Source organism: Sorangium aterium (genome assembly GCF_028368935.1).
In the GTDB taxonomy this organism is placed as follows: domain Bacteria; phylum Myxococcota_A; class Polyangia; order Polyangiales; family Polyangiaceae; genus Sorangium; species Sorangium atrum.
Genome location: NZ_JAQNDK010000003.1, coordinates 523,403 through 543,359, shown reverse-complemented (window position 1 = coordinate 543,359; position 19,957 = coordinate 523,403). Strand labels below are relative to the sequence as shown.

12 protein-coding genes are annotated in these 19,957 nt (G+C 72.7%); 8 read left to right on the top strand and 4 right to left on the bottom strand.

Annotation, left to right across the window (positions count from 1 at the left end; genetic code table 11):
• The first annotated feature begins 153 nt into the window (after positions 1–153).
• From POL72_RS26410 to POL72_RS26395, 4 genes are all read left to right on the top strand, one after another.
• Positions 154–1,161: a hypothetical protein gene (locus tag POL72_RS26410; RefSeq protein WP_272098342.1), complete on the top strand. Its 1,008-nt coding sequence runs from the start codon at positions 154–156 to the stop codon at positions 1,159–1,161.
• A 300-nt stretch (positions 1,162–1,461) separates the two neighbouring features.
• On the top strand, positions 1,462–5,520 hold the full coding sequence (locus POL72_RS26405; protein ID WP_272098341.1) for a serine/threonine-protein kinase: 4,059 nt from the start codon (positions 1,462–1,464) through the stop codon (positions 5,518–5,520).
• A gap of 33 nt (positions 5,521–5,553) precedes the next feature.
• Positions 5,554–6,309, top strand: a complete 756-nt coding sequence (locus POL72_RS26400; RefSeq protein WP_272098340.1) for an OmpH/Skp family outer membrane protein — start codon at positions 5,554–5,556, stop codon at positions 6,307–6,309.
• A gap of 120 nt (positions 6,310–6,429) precedes the next feature.
• Positions 6,430–7,605 carry a hypothetical protein gene (locus POL72_RS26395; protein WP_272098339.1) on the top strand — a complete coding sequence of 392 codons (1,176 nt, stop codon included), beginning with the start codon at positions 6,430–6,432 and terminating at the stop codon, positions 7,603–7,605.
• A 30-nt stretch (positions 7,606–7,635) separates the two neighbouring features.
• Here the strand turns inward: POL72_RS26395 and POL72_RS26390 are convergent, their stop codons facing one another.
• Together POL72_RS26390 and POL72_RS26385 are read right to left on the bottom strand one after the other, a co-directional pair.
• On the bottom strand, positions 7,636–8,724 hold the full coding sequence (locus POL72_RS26390) for a hypothetical protein (protein WP_272098338.1): 1,089 nt from the start codon (positions 8,722–8,724) through the stop codon (positions 7,636–7,638).
• A 71-nt stretch (positions 8,725–8,795) separates the two neighbouring features.
• Positions 8,796–10,898 carry a hypothetical protein gene (locus POL72_RS26385; RefSeq protein ID WP_272098337.1) on the bottom strand — a complete coding sequence of 701 codons (2,103 nt, stop codon included), beginning with the start codon at positions 10,896–10,898 and terminating at the stop codon, positions 8,796–8,798.
• Positions 10,899–10,962: 64 nt separating this feature from the next.
• On the opposite strand from POL72_RS26385, the gene POL72_RS26380 reads away from it, so the two are divergent.
• The 3 genes from POL72_RS26380 (at position 10,963) to POL72_RS26370 (ending at position 15,013) form a co-directional block, all read left to right on the top strand.
• On the top strand, positions 10,963–11,415 hold the full coding sequence (locus POL72_RS26380) for a hypothetical protein (RefSeq protein ID WP_272098336.1): 453 nt from the start codon (positions 10,963–10,965) through the stop codon (positions 11,413–11,415).
• A 67-nt stretch (positions 11,416–11,482) separates the two neighbouring features.
• Positions 11,483–13,030 carry a hypothetical protein gene (locus POL72_RS26375; protein WP_272098335.1) on the top strand — a complete coding sequence of 516 codons (1,548 nt, stop codon included), beginning with the start codon at positions 11,483–11,485 and terminating at the stop codon, positions 13,028–13,030.
• 264 nt (positions 13,031–13,294) lie between these two features.
• A complete protein-coding gene (locus POL72_RS26370) occupies positions 13,295–15,013 on the top strand; it encodes a glycoside hydrolase family 43 protein (protein WP_272098334.1) in 1,719 nt (572 codons plus the stop codon).
• A gap of 47 nt (positions 15,014–15,060) precedes the next feature.
• On the opposite strand, the gene POL72_RS26365 is transcribed toward POL72_RS26370, so the two are convergent.
• Entirely contained in the window at positions 15,061–15,975 is a 915-nt protein-coding gene (locus POL72_RS26365) for a hypothetical protein (RefSeq protein WP_272098333.1), read from the bottom strand.
• A gap of 297 nt (positions 15,976–16,272) precedes the next feature.
• Between POL72_RS26365 and POL72_RS26360 the strand changes: the two genes are divergently transcribed.
• Positions 16,273–17,487: a hypothetical protein gene (locus POL72_RS26360; RefSeq protein WP_272098332.1), complete on the top strand. Its 1,215-nt coding sequence runs from the start codon at positions 16,273–16,275 to the stop codon at positions 17,485–17,487.
• 542 nt (positions 17,488–18,029) lie between these two features.
• Here the strand turns inward: POL72_RS26360 and POL72_RS26355 are convergent.
• Complete coding sequence (locus tag POL72_RS26355; protein WP_272098331.1) at positions 18,030–19,946, bottom strand: RHS repeat-associated core domain-containing protein; 1,917 nt, start codon at positions 19,944–19,946, stop codon at positions 18,030–18,032.
• Between the last annotated feature and the right edge of the window lie 11 nt (positions 19,947–19,957).

The window sequence follows — 19,957 nt, the reverse complement described above, 5'->3', positions numbered from 1 at the left end:
CGGCCATTACAATTCACGGGCTTCGATTATCACTTCGATTGATGCTTGCCGGGCTCGCAAAGAGAAGCGACGTGAGCTCTTGACGTGCTTTGGCTCGAGAGGGCTTCATGGCGGCCACGAATGGCTCGTCTATCGGAGCCGCTGATCGGGGATATGGCACGCTCGTTTCTCTGCATGATCGCCTTCGCCTCTCTGCTGCTCAGCGCGCCCTCGCTCGCGGCAGAGCCGGCGCGCCGCGCGCTGCGGCTGCGCTACAGCGAGGGTGCGCAAGCGGCCTCGTGCCCTGGAGAGCGCGCGCTGCGCGAGCGGATCCGGCTGCGCGTCGGGTACGATCCTTTCCGCGAGGACGCGACCGAGGAGGTCGACGTCGCGATCAGGCCTCACGGCGCCCACGTCGTCGCGACGACCACCTACCGGAACGCCGACGGGCGGGTCTCCGGCCGGGGCTTCGACCTCTCGCACGGAGACGGCGCCTGCGAGCAGCTCACCAACACCGTCGCGCTCGCGATCTCCTTCGCGCTGACGCCGTTCGCGAGCGACGAACGAGCGCCCGCCGCGCCGCCTCGCCCAGAGAGCGCGCCGGCGCGCCCGGAGCCTGCGGGCGGGCCCGGCGAGCCATGGAGTTCGGCGCGGGTCGGCACGGGCGCGATAGCGGGGCTCGGGGTGCCCGAGGGGCTGTTCGGCGGCGCCTCCTTGCTCTTCAGGGTTCGCTGGTCACAGAGCCTGTCCTTCTCGCTGGAGAGCCGGGGCACGTTCGCCGTCTCGAAGCCAAGCGCGCGCGGAAACGGCGAGGTGTCGAGTCCGTACACCCCGAGCCCCGGCGGGAGCACGAGCGTGAGATCGCCGTACCTGCGCACGCACGCGAGCGGGGCGTTCGCTCCGTGCCTTCACACGGCCGACCTGCTCGTCACATGCGCTCTCGTCGAGATGGGCGTGGCGCACGTCGGCGATCGGTCCGCCCCCGCCACCGACGTGTCTCTGCTGTTCATGGGGCTCGGGCTCCGCGGCGGGATCGAGCTCGCGCTCAACGACGCGCTCTCGTTCTATTCGCACGCCGAGGTCCTCGTCTCCTTCGGGCTCCTCGACCACCCGATCGCCGGCGCGCTGAGACCTCCGCGTCCGAGCGCCTCCATCGGCGCCGGGCTCCTCGCGGGGTTCTGAGCGCACGGAGGGGCGCGCGCGGGCAGGAGGATGGTGCGGACGGCGCGGATGCTGGCTGGAATTTTCGAGCGCCGTGGCTTGCTCGCGCCGCCCATGGAGGCGCCACGCTGCGGAGCAGCACGACGATGGCGCGCGATTCGGGCTTCGGCCCAGGTCGCCCGCCGGCGCTCCGCGCCGCGCAGAACGCCTTCTCGCTGGCATGAAGACGCGAGATTCGCGTAGCCTATCCGGACGGTGCTCCCGGAGTCCACCGACCCGACCGACCGCTTCATGATCGAAGCCCGCAGCCGAAGCGGCGGCATGGGTGATATTTTCAAGGGCACGGATCAGACCACCGGCGCCCCGGTCGCGCTCAAGGTCCTGCGCGCCGCCGCGTCGCCCCAGGAGCGCGCCCGCTTCGCGCGCGAGATCGCGATCCTCGCCGATCTGCGGCACCCCAACATCGTCCAGTACATCGCTCACGGCACCTGCCTCGACGGGCGCCTCTTCTTCGCGATGGAGTGGCTGGACGGCGAGGATCTCGGGCAGCGCCAGCGGCGCGCGCCGCTCGGCATGCGCGACTCGGTGGAGGTCGTCCGGCGCAGCGCCGCCGCGATGGCCGCCATCCACGCCCGCGGCGTCGTCCACCGCGACCTCAAGCTCTCCAACATCTTCCTCGTCCGCGGCAAGGGCACCGCGATCAAGCTGATCGACTTCGGCGTCGTGAAGCTCGCGGTCCCGGACGACTGCCCCACCGAGCGCGGCACGATCATCGGCACCCCGCACTTCATGGCGCCCGAGCAGGCGCGCGGCGAGGCGGTCGACGCGCGGGCCGACGTGTACTCGCTGGGCGCCGTCCTGTTCCGCCTCGTCACGGGCAGGAACGTGTTCGAGACCGAGAACGCGATCGCCCTGCTCAGCCGCCTCGCGATCGAGGATCCCCCGCGCGCGCAGCAGATCCGCTTCGACGTGCCCGAGGCCCTCGACGAGGTGCTCGCGCGCGCCATCGCCCGCGATCGCGAGCAGCGGTACGAGAACGGCGGCGAGCTGGCGCGGGCGCTCGCGCGGGTCGGGGAGCTGAACAACGATCCTCCCGCGACCGACAGGTCCGCCTCGATCGTCCGGCGCGCGGCCGCGCAGGAGCTCATGCCGGGGCCCGCCGGGCCGGGCGACGAGCGGCCGCAGGTGCGGCTCGCCAACGGCGAGCGGCGCGTGATCGCCTGCGCGCTCTTCGAGCTGGGCGCCGGGCCGCTCCGCCCCGAGGTGGACGCCGCGCTCCGCGAGGCCCTCGGCGACGATCCGCGGTTCGAGCCGCTCCCCGACGGGAGGCTCGTCGCGGCGCTCGGGGTGGAGCGCTCGCGGGGCGACGAGGTGGCCCGCGCCGCGCGGGCGGCGCTGACCGTCGCCCGGTCGACGCCTGGCGCGCGGGCCTCGGTCGCGATCGGGCACGCCGTCCGCGGCCGGGCGAGCCTCGCCGGCGAGGCGCTCGAGCGCGCTGCCCAGCAGCTGGAGTACGCGACGCCCGGCGCGGTCCGGATCGACGCGCGCGCGACCGCGGCGCTGGAGGGGCGGTTCGTGGTCCAGGAGGACGCGCGCGGCGGCGTGCTCGTCCACGAGGACGCCGCCGGCTTCGACGCGCGCAAGCTCGCCGGGCTCTCCACGGCGACCCTCGGGCGCGAGCACGAGCTCGCGAGGCTCCAGGGCATCTTCCAACAGCTCGCCGAGGACGGCGCGCCGCGCGCGGCGCTCGTGACAGGCCCCGCCGGCATCGGCAAGAGCGGCGTACGCGCCGAGCTGATCCAGCACCTCGAGACGGCGCCGCACGCGCCGATCATCCTCCTCTGCCGCGGCGACGCGATGAGCCAGGGCGCGGGCATCACGGGGCTGGGCCGCGCCCTGCGCTCGCTCATGGGCGTCCGCGACTGCGAGCGCCTCGAGGACCAGGTGCAGAAGGTGAGCGCCCACGTGGCGATGCGCCTGGCCCGCCCGCTCCGCTTCCTCGCCGGCTTCATCGGGGAGCTCGCCGGCGTGCCCTTTCCGGACGAGGACAACGAGCCGCTGCGCGCTGCCCGCGAGAGCCCGCAGCTCATGGAGTCGCGCACGCGGATGGCGGTGGAGGCGTTCTTCCGCTCGAAGTCCGAGGCCACGCCGCAGATCCTGGTCATCGAGGACATGCACTGGGCCGACAGCACCACCGTCCAGCTCGTCGACTGGCTGCTCGGCTGCGCCGATCTCCGCTTCGGGGTGTTCGGCTTCGCGCGGCCCGAGCTCTCCGCCCGGTTCCCGTCGCTGTGGGAGCACCGCGACGTGACCCGTGTGACGCTCCCCCCGCTGTCCCCGCAGGCCGCGGATCGGCTCGTGGCGGACGCCCTCCCGCAGGCCGACCCGGCCACGCGCGGGGCCATCGTGCAGCGCGCCGGCGGCTACGGGCTCTTCCTGGAGGAGCTCATCCGGTCCGCGGCGGAGGGGCGGGACGCCGTGCCGCTCAGCGTGCAGGCCCTGGTGCAGGTCCGCGTCGACCGCATGTCGAGCGGGGTGCGCGGGGCGCTGCGCGCCGCTTCCGTCTTCGGCCAGGTCTTCTGGACGGCGGGCGTCGCTGCGCTGCTCGAGCGCGCCGTGGGCGCGGAGCTCGCCGAGCTGGAGGCGGGCGAGATGATCGCGCGCCAGCTGGAGCCGCGGGTCCCGGGGCAGGTGCAGTGGACGTTCCGGCAGGCGGTCGTGCGCGACGCGGCGTACGCGTCGATCCTCGAGGAAGACCGGGCCGCGCTCCACATCGCCGCCGCCGCCTGGCTCGAGTCCGCGGGCGTCGATCCGGGGCTCATCGCGCGCCACGCGGAGGCGGGCGGCGACAAGGCGCGGGCCGCGCTGCTGTACGCGCGCGCGACGCGGGACACGGCGGCGAGCGGCGCGGAGCTCGACGAGGCGCTCGATCTCGCGACGCGCGGGCTCGCCTGCGGGGCCGAGGGGACCACGCGCGCCGCGCTCCTGGTCCGCCGCGGGGAGATCCTCGAGCTCCTCGGCCGCCTCGACGAGGCGCTCGACGCCGCGGAGCAGGCGTCGCGCCTCGCGCTGCCCGGCTCGGATCTGTGGGGCGAGGCGCAGGTCGTCGCGGCGACCTGCATGATCGAGACAGGCCGGAGCGCCGAGGGCGACGCGCGCGCCGCGTCCGCGCTCTCTCCGCAGTTCGCGGCGGCGCTCTCACCCGCGATCCGCGCGAAGCTCCTCGCGTCGCGCGTCCGCGCCCTCGCGGCGCTGGGCCGGCCCGCCGAGGCGCTCCGCGCCGCGCAGGCGGCCATGGAGGCCGCGCGCGGGAGCGGCTCGACCGACGCGCTCCTCCACGCCCGGGAGGCCCACCTGGCGGCGCTGATGCACGCCGGCGACCTGGCCGCCGCGGCCTCCCTGGGCGCGTCGCTCGTCGCGGACGCCGACGTGGCCGGCGACGCCGTCATCGCGGCAAAGGCCCGCCTGAGCGCCGGCTCGGCGCTGAACCAGCTCGGCCTGTTCGAGGAGGCACAGGCGCTGCTCGAGCGCGCGCTGCTCGACGCGCGGAGCCGGAAGCTCCGGGCGATCGAGGGGTTCGCGCTGCACAACCTCGGCATGTCGCACGCGCGTCTCGGCAGCATCGAGGAGGGCGTCGCGCTCGAGCGCCAGGCGAGCGAGATCGCCGACGCGTGCCAGATCTCCCGCCTCAGGTTCGCCGGTCGTCTGTACGAGGCGCTCTTCCTCGTCTGGCGCGGCGCCCCCGGCGACCACGCGACCGCCCACGCCGTCGCGCGCTGGCTCTGCGAGGAGGCGGCGCACCGCGCGGCCGCGCTGCAGGCGATGGCGAGCTTCGCGATGGCCCGCGTCCAGCTGGCGCGCCGCGAGCTCAGGGCCGCGGTCGACGCGGCGCGCGAGGCATCGCGCCACCTCGCGGGGGGGCCCATCGAGGAGTGGAGCGACGCGATCCGCGTCACGCTCGTGGAGGCCCTCCTCGCGATCGGGGAGGAGCGGGAGGCGAACGCCGCGCTCGACGCCGCGTTCTCCGCCCTGGCCGCGCGCGTCGAGGCCCTGCGGGATCCCCGCCAGCGCGACGCGTTCCTTCGAGGGAACGACGACGTCGGGCGGCTGATCGCCCTCGCCCAAGAGCGCCTCGGCCGGTCGCTGCCCTCGACGCAGCGGCCGCCGCACGCGGCGGACGCGTCCGCCCAGCGGGCCGCCGGGGCGCCGTCGCGGAGCAAGGTCACGAAGACCGCCGGCGCCTCGGGGCGGAAGGAGCGCGCCGAGGCGCCGAGCAACGACCCGGCAGCGCACCGGAGCGCGAGCCCTGCGCAGAGCAAGGACGCGCACGCCGAGGGCGCGGCGGCGGCAGCGCACGAGAAGGGCGCGCCACGTTCTTGACGTTGGGTGGCCGGGTAGCTAAGGCCATCCGCGATGCGAAACAACGCTCCTGAGCGGCTCGTCGCGCGCTGTTCCACGTTCTCCACCCCTGCGCGTCCGGCCGGCGCGACCCAGGGTGCTCCGCTGGCAGCCCGCCCGACCTCGGGCCGACGGCTCACGGCGCGCGTCCTGCCGCTGCTCGCGGCCGCGGCGCTCGGCAGCGCGGCGCTGCTGTCGCCCACGCCCGCGTCCGCGCAGTCGAAGATCGCCGTCGTCGACGTGCGCCGCGCCATGCTGGAGACCGAGGAAGGGCTCCGCGTCCAGGCGACGCTCAAGAAGCTGTTCGACAGCCGCCAGGTGGAGCTCGACACGAAGCGCCGCGCGCTCGACGACGAGCGGGACAAGCTCGACAAGGAGGCCCAGGCGGGCAAGACGCCGAAGGACGTCCTCCAGCGCAGGTTCGAGACGTGGCAGCGCCAGGCCGCCGAGTTCCAGGCGACGACGCTCGACGCCCAGCGCGAGATGCAGCGCAAGGAGAGCGAGCTCACGACGCCGATGCTGCAGAAGGTGCTCGGCCTCCTCCGGCGCCTCGCGGCGCAGGAGGGCTACGACCTCATCCTCGACAAGTCGGCCGTGCCCTACTACCGCGCCGATCTCGAGCTCACCGATCGCGCGATCCAGCTGTACAACAGCGGCCAGGCCGGCGAAGCGCCGCCGGCCAAGGGCGCGCCGCCGGCCAAGGGCGCGCCGCCGGCCAAGGGCGCGCCGCCCGCCGCCCCGGCGAAGCCGGCCGCGCCCGCCAAGAAGTAGCCGCGCAGCGAACGTCGCTCGAGCGGCGCTCGTGGCTCACGCCGCGCGGCGCGATATCCTCTGGGCAGGGGCACGAGCGCGAACGGGCGCTGCGCGGCCACCTGTCACGGAGGTGGTTCGGTGGGCTCTTTTCTCGTCGGCCGGGGAGCGCGCCTCACGGCCTGCATCGGGCTCGGCGCCGCAGGCGCCCTGGCCGCTCCCGCCGCCTGTCTGTACCCCGAGTACACCTTCGATGAGCCCGAGCCTTCCGGGAGCGCCAGCCGCAGCTCCAGCGGGGACGGGGCAGAGGACTGCGCGAACGGCGCCGACGACGACGGCGACGGCCGGATCGACTGCGCCGATCCCGCGTGCGGCGGCTTCGTGTGCACGGCGGCCGTGCCGGAGGGCTGGAGCGGCTACTTCGCGCTGTTCGACGGCGAGCCCGCGATGGATCCGGGCTGCCCACCCGAGTTCGCCGCGGGGCCGCCGTTCGTCGGAAACCGCGGCCTGTCCGCGCCGCCGGCGAGCTGCGCGTGCTCGTGCGGTCCCGCGGAGGGGCAAGGCTGCGATCCGGTGGACGGGATCACGATCACCGTCGCGGACGCGCCTTGCGGATCGGAGCCGCACTGCCTCTTCCCGCTCGAGACGCCCGGCTGGGAAGCCCAGGTGTGCAGAGGCCCCGATGGAGTCTTCAGCGACAGGCTGACCTGCGGGCCGAGCAGCAACACGGAGTGCTCGGCGACCACCGGCGCGCCGTGCGCCGTCTCGGTCAGCGTGAGCCCGCTCGCGGCCTCCGGCGGCGCGTGCGCGCCGAGCGCCGTGCAGGTGCAGAGGCCGGACCCCAGGTGGACTCGCCTCGGCCGCGCGTGCGCCGCGGCCGAGCCGCTCGGACGGGGCTGCAACCTCGGCCAGGCCTGCGCGCCGAAGCCAGCCGCGCCGTTCGAGGGCGGCCTCTGCATCGCCAGGGACGGCGACGCCGTCTGCCCGCCGGGCCCCTACACGGAGCGGCATGTCTTCTACACCGACGTCGAGGACAGCCGCGGCTGCGACGACGACTGCGCGTGCGGCGCGCCATCGGGCGGGACGTGCCCGACGACCGTCGCCCTCTACTCCGACGCGCAGCTGCACACCTGCTCGATGCGGGTGACGGAGCTGCCTGCGGGCAGCTGCAAGGATCTCGAGGATGACCCCTCCGTCGTGGGCCGCAAGGTGACGTCGGTCGGCGCGCCCACCGGCGGGGCGTGCCTGCCGAGCGGCGGCACGCCCCGCGGACAGGCCCGCGGCGCGAGCCCACGGACGTTCTGCTGCCGCACCTGACACGCCCGCTGGCCCGGAGGGCGCCCGGCCTCAGAAGCTGCCGGCGACGCTGAGCCCCGCGAGGTCGGCGCCAGGCGCCTGCGGCAGGACCTCCGCGCGGCGGACGCCCGCGCGGGCGCGCCGCCCGGCCGCAGCGGCGGCTGCGCGGGCGCTCGCGTCCGGCGCGGCCGCGCTGCCGCTCATCACGAGCAGGGTGATCCCCGCGGCGACGCCGACGACACCGAGCCCGATCGCCGCCTCGGCGACGCCCGTGTAGAGCCGGCCTCGATCGGCGACGGGCCTGGCGGAAGGAGGGCAGCTCCTGTCGCCGCCGCACAGCGCGTCGAGATCGCTCAGCGTGCCTGCGCGCAGGCCGAGGAAGACCCCACCCACGGCGCCGCTCGCGATCCCGGCGCCGAGCACCGCGAGCCCCGGCGCCTTCGACGGACGCGTCGCCGGCAGGCCCTCCAGCGTGGCCCTCGGCGGCACCTCCGCGGGCGCGCCTCCCGGTGACGCGCTCGCGGGCGGCAGCGCCGCCGGCGGATCGGCGATCGCGATCTCCACGGTCTTCGCGTCCCGCTCCTCGAGCGTGACGGTCTCCCGCGCCGCCTCGCGATCGCCGACCCGGGCCGAGATGACGTGGGGCCCTGGATCGACCGGGATGTCGGCGCTCATCTCCGAGGCGCCGAGCGCGGCGCCGTCGAGCAGGATCGTGGCGGTGAGCGCCCCCGCGCCCCGGTGGATCGCGAGCCTCGGGATGCGCGCCTCGAGGTCCTCGATCCGCGCGCCGACGTTCGCGCTCACGTCGTTCGCCCGGGGGTCCCCGTCGGCCGCGGCCGCGGCGATGCGGTAGTTGCCGAGCGCCGAGACGAGCTTGCCGAGCCGCGCCTCGCACTCCGCGATGTTGAACAGCACCTGCGGCGTCCGCCGCACGCCCGCCACCGCCTGGAACTTCACGAGCGCCGCGGCGCAGTGGTTCGCCGCGCTGAGCGCGACCCCCTCCTGGAAGAGCGCCCGTGCTTCCGCGAGCTCCTCCTTGGACTGGGCCCTCGCCGGGGACGCCGCGCTCAGCGCGGCGCCGAGCGCCGAGGCCGAGATGACCAGCCGCCAGCTGCTCCTCCGAAGTCCGCGTCGCTCCATGCATCCCCCCTGGCGGGCACCGCGCCCCTCTTCGCGCTCGGCTCGCGTGCGTCCGCGCGCCGACGCGCCGTTTACCCTACGCGCCGGCGGGGCCGCGTCCAGCGGCCCGGGGCGCCGGAAGCGCGCGCCGCGATCGGCCGCCAGGCCTGGATCGCCTCCTCCTGCGCCACCACGAAGTCGTGCGGATCGAAGCGCACGAGGTGCCCGGTGCGGATGATCAGCTCGCGCTGGAGCAGCCGGCGCTCGCCCGGGGTGACCCGCCCCGTGTCCAGCTCGTCGAGCACGACGTCGGGTGTGTAGGGGCGCCCGCGGCGGTAGCGCGCGCTCATGTCCCAGCCCTGGCAGCGCTCGCGCCAGAAGGCCCGCCAGCGCGCGGCGTCCACCGTGGGCTGCTCCTCCATCTCCGGCGCCGGCGCCTCGGGCAGGTCGTTGGGATCGCTGACCAGCTGCGCGAGCTTGAGCTCGCGAGGCTCGCCCACGTCGGGCTCGGGCGGATCGGCGACGAAGATCTCCTCGTCCGCCACCGCGACCTCGTCCCACATCCCCGCGCCGGTGATCCGCTCCAGCGCGTAGGCCGCGGCGAGCTTCACGTCCCCGTCGACGTCGCGCTCGAGCAGGTCGATGAGCAGCGGCACCGCGGCGGCCGCGCCGGCCCAGCCCACCGCGAAGATCAGCCCGCGGCGCGGCGCCTCGGCGGCGCGCGAGGCGAGGAGCCGCGCGTCGGCCTCGTCGCCCGCGAGCGCGAGCAGGAGCGCCGCGGCGTCCGCGCCGTCGGCCTCGTCCAGCGCCCCGCGCAGCGCGAGCGGGGCGTGCGGGTGATCCGAGAGCGCCATGGCCGTCCAGGCGGCCTCGCGGAGCGCCGGGTCCGGCGCCGCGAGGGCCCGCTGGATCAGCTCGGGCAAGCGGGCGCCCGGCGTGCAGCCGAGGTGGTGGAGCGCGCACGCCGCCACGGGGGCCGCGTCGTCCGACGCCGCCGCGACGAGCTCGTCCTCTGTCGCGAAGCCGCGGTAGGCCAGGACGTCGATCGCCATCGCGCGGACCAGCGGCTCGGGCTCGCGGAGCAGGCTGCGGAGCGCGAGCGGCAGGAGCTCGTGCGGGACGAGCTTCAAGGCAGCGCCCAGCGCGTCGATGAACGCCCTGTCCTTGCCGCTCCGGAGCAGCGCGAGCTCGGCCGCGGCGAGCGCGTCGCGGCCGGCGAAGCAGCCGAGCACCATCGCGCTCGCGAACGCGACGCTCGCGTCCTTCACGGGCGCGTCGGCCACGAGCCGCGGCACGTGCTCGAGCGCCGGCGCCCCGATCGCCGCGATCACGTCGATGGCCGCGAGCATGCGCCGCTCGAGGACCAGCGCCCCGCGGAAGGGGTCGCCGAGCAGCGGCGCCCGCTGCATGCCGACCATCGCGACCTCCTCGAAGCACTCGCGGGCGCGGGCGCGGAGGAAGGCGAGATCGTTGATCGCGTCGCCGATCTCCGGCGCGAAGCCCGGCGGCGCGGGGCGCGGAGCTCTCTCCTCCGGGCCCGCCGCGGGCGGCCGCGCCTCCGCCGCCGCGGGCAGCGCGCCGGGCGCGGGCGCCTGCTGCTTCAGCGCCTCGACGGCGGCCTTGAGCTCCTCGAACGTGCGCGGCGGCGGGATCGGCGGCGGCGGCTTCGCGACGAGCTCGGCCGGGGGCGGCTCCGGGACCTTGATGAGCGGCGCGAGCGACGCCCGCTGGACCGCGTGCAACCGCGGCCGGTCGCGGCTCGCCAGGATCGGCGGCAGGTCGAGCGGCGGCGCCGGCGGCACGAGGGCGAGCCGCGCCGCCGCTTGCTCGAGCCAGCCGCGCGCGCTCCGGAGCAGCTCGTCCACCGCGGCGAAGCCGGCATCGAGCCCGATCGCCTGCCCGATCTGCGCGGCGATGTCGTCGGTCTCCGCCAGGGCGGCACGCACGGCGCCGAGGGGTTCGGCGCGGCCGTCGAAGGCGTCGTAGATCGCGCCGAGGGCACGCTCCAGGGCGCGCGCGGGCCCGGTCAGGTCGGTCACGGGTTCGACGTCGTGCTCGAGCGACAGCGCCGCGCAGCGGAGCGCGGCGTGCGCGTTCTCGAGCTTGTCGTGGGCGAGCACGTCCGTGCCGGCGGGCGCGGAGGGCTGCCCCTCCTGACCGCCGGGCGCGACGAAGGGCAGGTATGAGAAGGACACGCGCCATGAATACACCTGCGCGAAGGAGGCCCCAAGACGCGCGCTGAGGTAGCCTGGCCGGACGATGAAGGAACCTCCGCAGAGCGCGCAGGGCGTCGACGACGTCGAGGCGTACGCGACGCTGGCCGCCCGGCTCGCGGACCCGAGCGCCGACCGCGCGGCGCTCCTCGCGGCGCACGGGCTCGACGAGGCCGGCTGGGAGGCACTGGACGACGCCTGGCAGGCGCGGCTCTCCGAGGCGGACGACGACGACGGCGAGGAGGCGGGCGTGCCGCCGCTCGTCGTCGCTTTCGCCGAGACGTTCGCCAGGGTCCAGCGCGCCCGATCGAAGGGCGATCTGTCGTTCGAGCGTTTCCTCGAAGCGGCTCGCGCGATGAAGCGCGGCACCGACATGGCGACGGTGCTGAGCCGCCTGGATCTGACGCTCGAGGATTACCTGAGCGCGCAGCAGCGATGGACAGCGGCGATGCTCGAGGACGACGCGCTCTTGGCGCGGTTTCAGCGGGCGATGAGGTAACCGGGACGGCCGCGAGGCGACGTCGGCCGGGCCGCCGCGGCGCGCCGGCCGGCGGTGATGAGGGGGTATGTTCGTGGACATGGTGGAGCGCGACGAGGAGGTCCGATCGATCCGGCTCGAGGAGCTCGCCGCCGTGGCCGGGGCCCTCGAGGCGGGCCTGCCGCGCGACGAGGTGCTCGCCGAAGCGGGGCTCTCGGCCGCCGCGTGGGAGGCGGCGCGGGAGCGGTGGATGTCCAGGCTCGCCGCGCAGGCCGCGCGCGGGCAGCTGCGATCGAGCCGCCGGTACCTGGAGCTCGTCGCCGCGCAGAAGCGCCGCGCCGAGGAGAAGGCGCGTGGCGCGCCCAGGAAGCTGGAAGGGCCGATGCCGGTGGCCCCTGCTGCGCGCATCGCCCCGCTGCAGGGGGCGCCTCTGGATGGGGCGACGCCGCCGCCCGCCGCGGGCGTGAGCGACGAGGGGGCTGCGCGATCTCCCTGGGCCAGGCTGAATGCCGCCGCGCCGCTGCCCGCGGTCGTGCAGCCTTCCCCGTTGCCGCCGGCAATGCCTTCGCCGTTGCCGCCGGCCGTGCCTTCGCCGTTGCCGCCGGTCATGCCTTCGCCGTCGCTGCTGCCGGCGGTGCCGTCGCCGCTGCCCATGCCAAGGCTGGAGCGGCCATCGACGGCGCCGCGAGCCCGCATGACGCTCCTCGGCACGACGCCTCTCCCGGGCCGGGATGCGCTGCCGTTCCGTCAAGACGTGTCGAGCGCGCCCGCGGTCGAGGGCACGACTGCATCACCGGCAGAGAGCCCGGAGATGGAGAGGACGGCCATCGGCACGGTCGGCGCGCTGGGGGCCGACAGAGCCTTGCCCTTTTCAGGCACGGCCCCGTTGCCTCCGCTCGATGCCGCTCTGCCCTTCTCGCGACCGGCCCCTGTGCCTGCAGCTGACAACGCCTTGCCCTTCTCGCGACAGGCCCCTGTGCCTCCGGCCGACAACGCCTTGCCCTTCTCGCGCCCGGCCTCCTCGCCGCCCGCCGCCAATCCCCTGCCCTTCTCGCAAACGGCCCCTGTGCCTCCGGCCGACAACGCCTTGCCCTTCTCGCGCCCGGCCTCCTCGCCGCCGGCCGCCAATCCCCTGCCCTTCTCTCGCCCGGCCTCCCCGCCGCCGGCCGCCAATCCCCTGCCGTTCTCGCGACCGACCCCCTCGCCGGCCGCCGACAACGCCCTGCCGTTCGCTCGTCCGGGCCAATCCCCCGCGCCATCGCGGCCCGCCAGGGGGGATATCGCTCCGCAACCGCCCCAGATCCCGACGGGGAGCTGGGCCCTGCCCTTCCTTCAGCCAAGCGCCGCCGAGCCGTCCGCGAGCCCCACGCCCGCGGAGCCCACCGCACAAGCGCACGCCGGCATGGAGGACGACGAGACGATGCGCCGCGTGGCGCGCATCTCCCTCGCGCGGTACGCGCGCCTGTGCGCCGACCTGCGCGACCATCCGAATCACATCCCGCAGATCCAGAGCCACTATGGGTTGACCCCGCAGAGCTGGGTCGCGCTGCACAGGATCTGGCATGAGCGCCTCGAGGCCGATCCGGCGCTCAAGGCGCAGTGGCAGGCGCTCATCGACCAGAGCGCGACGAGCTGAGGACACCCGCGCTCGAGTCGGGCGCCGCTCAGCGCCGGCGTCGAGAGGTGCCGAGGCTCACCGCGCGCCGGATTTTGATTGACATCGGCCATGTGAACGTTCACATTTTGCCCCCAGGGATATCCTTTCGCTTCGCCCTGGAAGCCTGCGCTCGGGACCTCGCCTGTACCAGTTCGGGGGCGAAGCGCCGCCCGAGCGGCCGTGATCAAGGGCTCTGGACCAACAGGTAAGGTGAACATGCGTCGCTCACGTACATTGGCGAGAATGGCTTGTTGCGGGTTCGCGCTCACCTCGGTCGGGCTCGTCGCGAGCCCCTCCGCGCTGGCCGATTACCCCATCGCCTCGCACCGCTACCTCGCCGATCCGGCCTCGCTGGTGCACGACGGGCGGGTCTACCTCTACGCCTCGAACGACGACGACAACGTCAAACAGGACGGCTCGGACGACGGCTACAAGATGGCCTCGTTCGTGGCCATCTCGAGCAGCGACCTGAAGAACTGGACCGACCACGGGGAAGTGATCCGCGTGCCCCGCGACGCCTCCTGGGCGGCCAACACGTGGGCCCCCTCGCTCGTGGAGCGCAACGGCAACATCTACATGTACTTCGCCAACAACGGATCAGGTATCGGCGTCGCCAAGAGCGACAGCCCGACCGGACCGTTCAGAGACGCGAAGGGCAGCGCCCTGATCACCTCGAGCACCCCCGGCGCCTCGGGCCAGAACATCTGGCTCTTCGATCCGGGGGTCTTCATCGATGACGACGGCCAGGCGTACCTCTACTTCGGCGGCAACGGCGAGCAGAACGCGCGCGTCATCAAGCTGAACAACGACATGGTGAGCGTCTCGGGCTCGGCCTCCACGATCACGGTCCCGTACTTCTTCGAGGCCTCGTGGATGCACAAGCGGAACGGCGTTTACTATCTGTCGTACTCGACGAACCCTGCGAACGGCATGCGGATCGACTACCTCACGAGCTCGAGCCCCACCTCCGGCTTCACCCACCGCGGCACGGTGGGGCCCCAGCCGCCGAAGAACAACAACAACAACAACCACGCGGCAATCTTCGAGTTCGGCGGCTCCTGGTACCACGCCTACCACAATCGCTCCGTCGCCAACGACGCCGGCGAGCCCCCGGGCTATCGCCGGAACCTCGGGATCGAGTCGTTCACCTACAAGGAAGACGGCTCGATCGTGCCGGTGACCTACACGACGGACGGGCTCAAGCAGCTCGCGAACCTCGACCCCTACGCGCGCGTCGAGGCCGAGACCTTCAACGCGCAGAGCGGTATCGAGACCGAGCGCTGCGAGGAGGGCGGGATGGACCTCTCGCTCATCAACAACGGAGACTGGGTGCGCCTCCGCGGGGTCGACTTCGGCGAAGGGGCGGAGAGCTTCCGCGCGCGCGTCGCGAGCGGCGCGGAGGGGGGCAGCATCGAGCTCCGCCTGGATGCGCGCGACGGCAAGCTCGTGGGCACCTGCGCGGTCGGGGCGACGGGGGGCTGGCAGAAGTGGAGCGACGTGTCGTGTGCGGTCGACGGCGCCGCAGGCGTGCACGATCTCTATCTCGTCTTCACCGGCGGCGGGTCGAACCTCTTCAACATGAACTTCTGGCAGTTCTCGCCCGTCGGGGGCGAGGGCGCCGGCGGGGGTGGCACGGGGGGAAGCACGAGCGGCGGCGGCGACGGCAGCGTCAGCAGCGTCAGCGCCAGCAGCGGCGGTGGCGCCGGCTCCGGCTCCGGCTCCGGAGGAGCGCCCTCGACGGGCACGGCCACGGGTGGAGGGTCCCCCAGCTCAACGTCAGCCGCCCAGGCGTCGTCGGGGGGCACCTCCGGCGAGGAGTCGGGCGAGCCGGCTGGTTGTAGCTGCCGCTCGGCGAGCCGCGCGCCGTCCGGGGGTGCCCTCGCGCTGACGGCGCTGCTCGCGGCGTCCCTGGGGCTCCGGCAGCGCGGCCGGAGGGGGCGTCGTCCGGGAGTGACGAGCTGAATCGGTAACCCAGGCGGCGATGGCCACATCGCCGCGGGCCCGCGCGATCACTCCGACCCGGGCCCGATCTCCGAGAACCAGTCGTCGACCTCGGCGAGCGTCCTGGCCCAGGCCACGAGGGCGGCTTCACCTCCCAGACGCAGGAGGAGCGTGTCCAGGCACGAGCCGTTGTCATAACGTCGATCGTACGTGAAGAGAGGCGTGATCTCGGCGATCGTGGGGCGCCACGCGTCGGGTGAGGCGCGCTCTCGCCATACGTCGCACAGGCTCTCTTCTGACATCCACGGGAACATGCGGCAGAGCGAGCCGTCGGACTCCTCGGGGGGCTCGCGGAGCGCCTCTTTCACCGTGTCGGCGACGACGGCGGACAAGCTCTCCCTCGCTTCCGGGGAGAGCGACGGGAACACGGTCGCCCACGCAGACAGCCTGTTCGATGCTCGAGCAGCGCCGCGCACGAGCTCCGCGAAGCGAGCCGCGTGCTCCTCGCTCTTCAGCGCCTTCCCTACCATCTCGAGCATTCCAGACGCTTCCTCGTCCTCCAGGTCCGGACGCACGAGGCGCTCCACGTCGGAAAACGAGCCCAGAGCGAGCGCGATCTCCAGCTCGGCCTGATGCCGGTCGTCGTCCCGTTCCATCGCGGCACAAAAGCTGGTCGCAAGGTCTCTGTCGCCGAGCTCCACTGCACGGAGAGAGAGCGCCGCGAGCGCGTCGTCAATCTGAGAGCCCATGCACGGCAACACCTTCTGGTGAATGTAACGGAGCTCCTCCAGCGTCGCCGATTCCGCCCAGTTCTCGATGGCGCGGCCCTCGCCGCGAAAGGCCTCTGGCGGCTCCGAGAAGAACATGCGTGCCAGCTCCGCGCGGACGTCCGCCGTGACGAAGGAGACGAGCTCGGAGGCGACGTAGTTGCGGTCGGAGACGTCCGTCCGCTCTTTCACCTCCGCGAGGGGAGCATCCTGCACCTCGGCCGCGAGCCACGGAGGCAGCTGCCCGCAGCGGAGCGGCCCGAGCGAATCCGCGGATCCTCGCGATTCGCCTTGCCAGCGACGGACGAGCGCTCGGGCCTCGTCGGGAACACATCGGTTCCATTCACTCTCGGGAATATGAAAGAGAAAGCGCTGCGCCGTGAGCGGAAACCGTTCGGAGGACAGCAGCCATCCCATGGCTCGTTGAACGATCGCGCTCGCTCCCGCCGAGGTCCCCAGGAGCCGCTCCGTCAACACTTCAAGGCGATCTCCGAGCTCCGGTAAGACGGAGATTTGCGCGTCCACGTCTTCGAGTCGCTCAGCGCGGCGCTCCTCGGGGTAGAGCGGCGCCAGCAGGGCAGCCCAGAACGCACGGCGCTCTGGATGGATCCCGGCGAGGCGCCTGGCCGCCAGCAGCAGAACCTCCTCCCGCGCGGGGAAGCGCAACCGCTCGGCGATACGCCGGAGCGCGCCGATCACGAGCGCTTTCACGACACGACGCCATTTCAACTCGCGCAATACGAAGCCTCTGCGGTCTCGCGCGTATGCCGAGGGGGTCTCGGTCGCGCCGGCGGCCTCGATCCCTGCGACGGCGCGTTCTGCTTCGTGCAGAAATGGTGTTGGCCATACCACATCCGCCTCGGACACGGCGGGCCGGACCGCCCTCCACAGCCGCAGCCTGTCTTTCTCGCTCAGCGGCCTGGCGAGTTCGATGCCTGCGCCCGGTCGAAAGATCCCCTCGTGGATGGCACCGCCAACCACGTCCGGGAGAGCGTGCACGAACGAAGTGATGAGCTGCTCGAAGATAGTTCGCAACCGCAGCGCCTGCACCATGCAACGGCCGCGCGAGGCTTCCGACGTCGCTTCGCCGAACGCTGCGTGGCTTCGCCGCCACGCGGCGACGACGAGCGCACGAAAGCCGAACGCACCGCCATCCAGGGGTTCCCAGGCGGCGCGCATCGGCTCGGCGATCACGCGATCGAGCTCTTCCGCCGTGGCATCGTGTCGCAGGAAGTGCATCGCCCCGTATCGAATGACGTATTCCGATCGAGCGACAGGGGCGATGCTCCCTTCGGAGTAGCTATCGAGAGTCGCCCGGACATGTGCGGTCAAGAGCGCCTGACCACGGGCATCGCCCAGATGGCTCAAGCGCAGAGCGAGATCTTTCCCGAGACGTCGATGCAGGAACGCGGCGCCATGGGTTGTGTGACAGAGCCATGGCTCGAGCTTCCGCAACGTGGCAGACACTCGGGTCTCGGCCTGATCGCCGCCCACGATCTGGACCAGCTCTGCCTCCGCTATCGGCCCGCTGGCAGCGCTCAAGACGCACACGGTATCCGCGTCGACGTCACCGGGCAACGCCGCGACGGAGCGCTCCGACGGCATCTCCAGGACGACATCAGACCAATCGTTCAACCAATGAAGGGCCTCACCCCATCGGGCGGCCGTGACACCGGGGTCGTTGTCCGCAGACACCCACACGCGGACGTTCCCGGGCAGCCCGGCTGACCATCCGATGCGCGACCATACCGCCGGGTCGTCGTTCTCGTGGGCACCGTCGAGGACGATCAGCAGCGGCACCTCGGGGTTCTCGTCACCGTCGAGGATCGGTCGGATGTCATCTGCCACGCGAGGAGTGAGCGCGCGCTCGGATGCCTTTCTGGAGGTCAATGCTCGGAGCCGCGCATGCAGCGCGGCGACCCATATCGAGGGATCCGCCATGCCGCTGTGGACCGAGATCGGGATGAACGCCACGCGGGCCAGCCCTCTCCGCGTGAGATGAAGACAGAACGCGCCGAGCAGAGCGCTCGTGCCTGAGCACGCAGAAGCCCTGAGCAAGGCCCGCTCGCCTGGGCGGGAGCTCACCCAGAGCTCTTCCAGCGCTGACCACGGGCCCTGTTCGGGCGAGGCGTGAGGACGCGGCTCGCCGTGGAGCCAGGCCGCGACCGCCGGAGAGGCGAGAAGGGCCCGCGTGACGTGCCAGACCGCGTCCGGCGCGCGCTCTAGCCCGGTGAGCAAACCTGAAAACGCAGCCTCTTCGCCGATGCCTGTCATTTTTTCTTCCGGTTTCGGGTCGGATCGGTGCTGACGTCCTCAGGCGGTGCGAACTTCGGATCCGGCGGCGGCGGCGGCTTGTCCGGTCGCCTGTAATTGCCGTGCTCGTCCAGGAATGCGTTCGGATCGCGCGAGTTCTTCTGCTGCGAGCCGTCCGGGTTCAGCTTGGGGACGACATTGGTCGCGGATGGATTCTCCCGCGCCACGTTCTTCCCCGGATCGTTCCTGTCCGGCTCGTAGACGCCATCTTTCTTGTGATCCCACGTTTTCCCATTGTATATGACACCGCCCTTGGCATCATCCGCAGTGAGCCCAGCTCTCTTCTTGGCCTCGTCGGACACATCCTTATTCGGGTCAGCATTGATATTCTCCGGGTGGATGCCCAGCTCACGGAAGACCTGCGCGCAGAACGGGCAAGGCTTCTCCGACGATGCCTTGGGTTTCTGTTTGTTCGAATGTGCCTCAATCTTCGCGCCGCGGCGGTATTCCTCACGCAGCTCGTTCCGGATCCGGGCATTTCGCTCGGCCTCGGACATCTTCGCCCACTTCTCGCAATCCCTGCCGTTCGCATCTTTGCCAAGGCGCTGCCGGATGTCCTTTGCCTGCTGGTTCAACCCGTCGATCTCGGCGCACCTGACCGCCTTGCTGGACGGGTTCGGCTTGACCTTGCCGCCGGCGTCCAGGTTTCGAGGATCGCTTTCCGGCTTGTCAGGGTCCCTGAATTTCTCGCGGGCGTTCGATACCGCGTCCTTCAGCGCCGGGTCGAGGTCGTCGTCGCTCTGGACGGTCGAGCTCTTCCCCTGGATGTCAGGCCGCGGATTGCCGTTCGCGTCCTGCCGTCCCGTGGTGGTCGAGAACATCAACCCCGTCGGGTCCACCATCTTCGTGGGCCGATTCCCCGCATAGGAGAACCCGTTCTGCCCGCCGAGCAGCCCGACCGGGTCGACGCTGATGTACCGTCCTACCGCGGGGTCGTAGTAGCGATAGCGGTTGTACGCGAGCCCCGTCTCGTCGTCGTAGTACTGCCCGAGGAACCGCAGCGGCGTCTCCGTGCGCGCGCCTTCCCGCGGGCGCGCGGCGCCCCACACCGTGCGGTCGAGCTCGCAGGCGACATTCCCGGCGGCGTCGAGCAGGCGTTCTGGTCTGCCGACAGGGTCGTTCAGGTAATAGTACCACTCGGTCGACACGGCGTCGCCTTCGCCGCTCCTGGCGTCCTTCTGCGCCCACGGCGCCGACGTCTCCTCGTCGGTGCAGTACGTTCTCTCCTGGGTGACCCGATCGCCCTCCGGGCCCCACTCGCGCTTGATCTCATGAACGAGCGTGTCCCCATCCCAGACGAAGCGCGTCGTGGACAGCGTATCCATCCGCCCGCCTTCGTCTCGCCTGACCACGCGCTTCTCGAGGCGTCGGGCAAAGGGATCGTAGACATGCTCGATCCGGACGCCGTCGGGGCGCACCACCGCGCTCAGGAGACCCGCGCCGTTCCACTCGTAGCTCGTCGTGGCTTCCTGACCGCTCGGCATGACCACGCGGCGCTTGATCAGCCTCCCGTCGCCGTCCCACACATAGGACACGGGGCCGCGCCGGAGCAGCACGTTGCCACGCCCGTACTCGCGCTCCGGCGCGCCGGGGCCGAGCTCTCGCACGTTGCCCTCCGCGTCGTACCGGAAGTGCTCGCCCTGCCCGTGGACGTCGGTGCGCGCCAGCACCTGCCCGCGCGGAACACGCCCGCCGCCGGGCAAATAGCGAGCGGTCTCTCGCCCGAGCGCGTCGCGGACGACGCCGAGCTGCTCGTTGCCGTCGAGCGTCACCCGCAGCGCGCGGCCAGCGACGTCGCGCACCCAGGTCTGGTGGTGTCCGCGGGAGGTCTTTCGCTCGATGACATTGCCCATCAAGTCATGTTTCGTCTCCACCGAGAACGTCT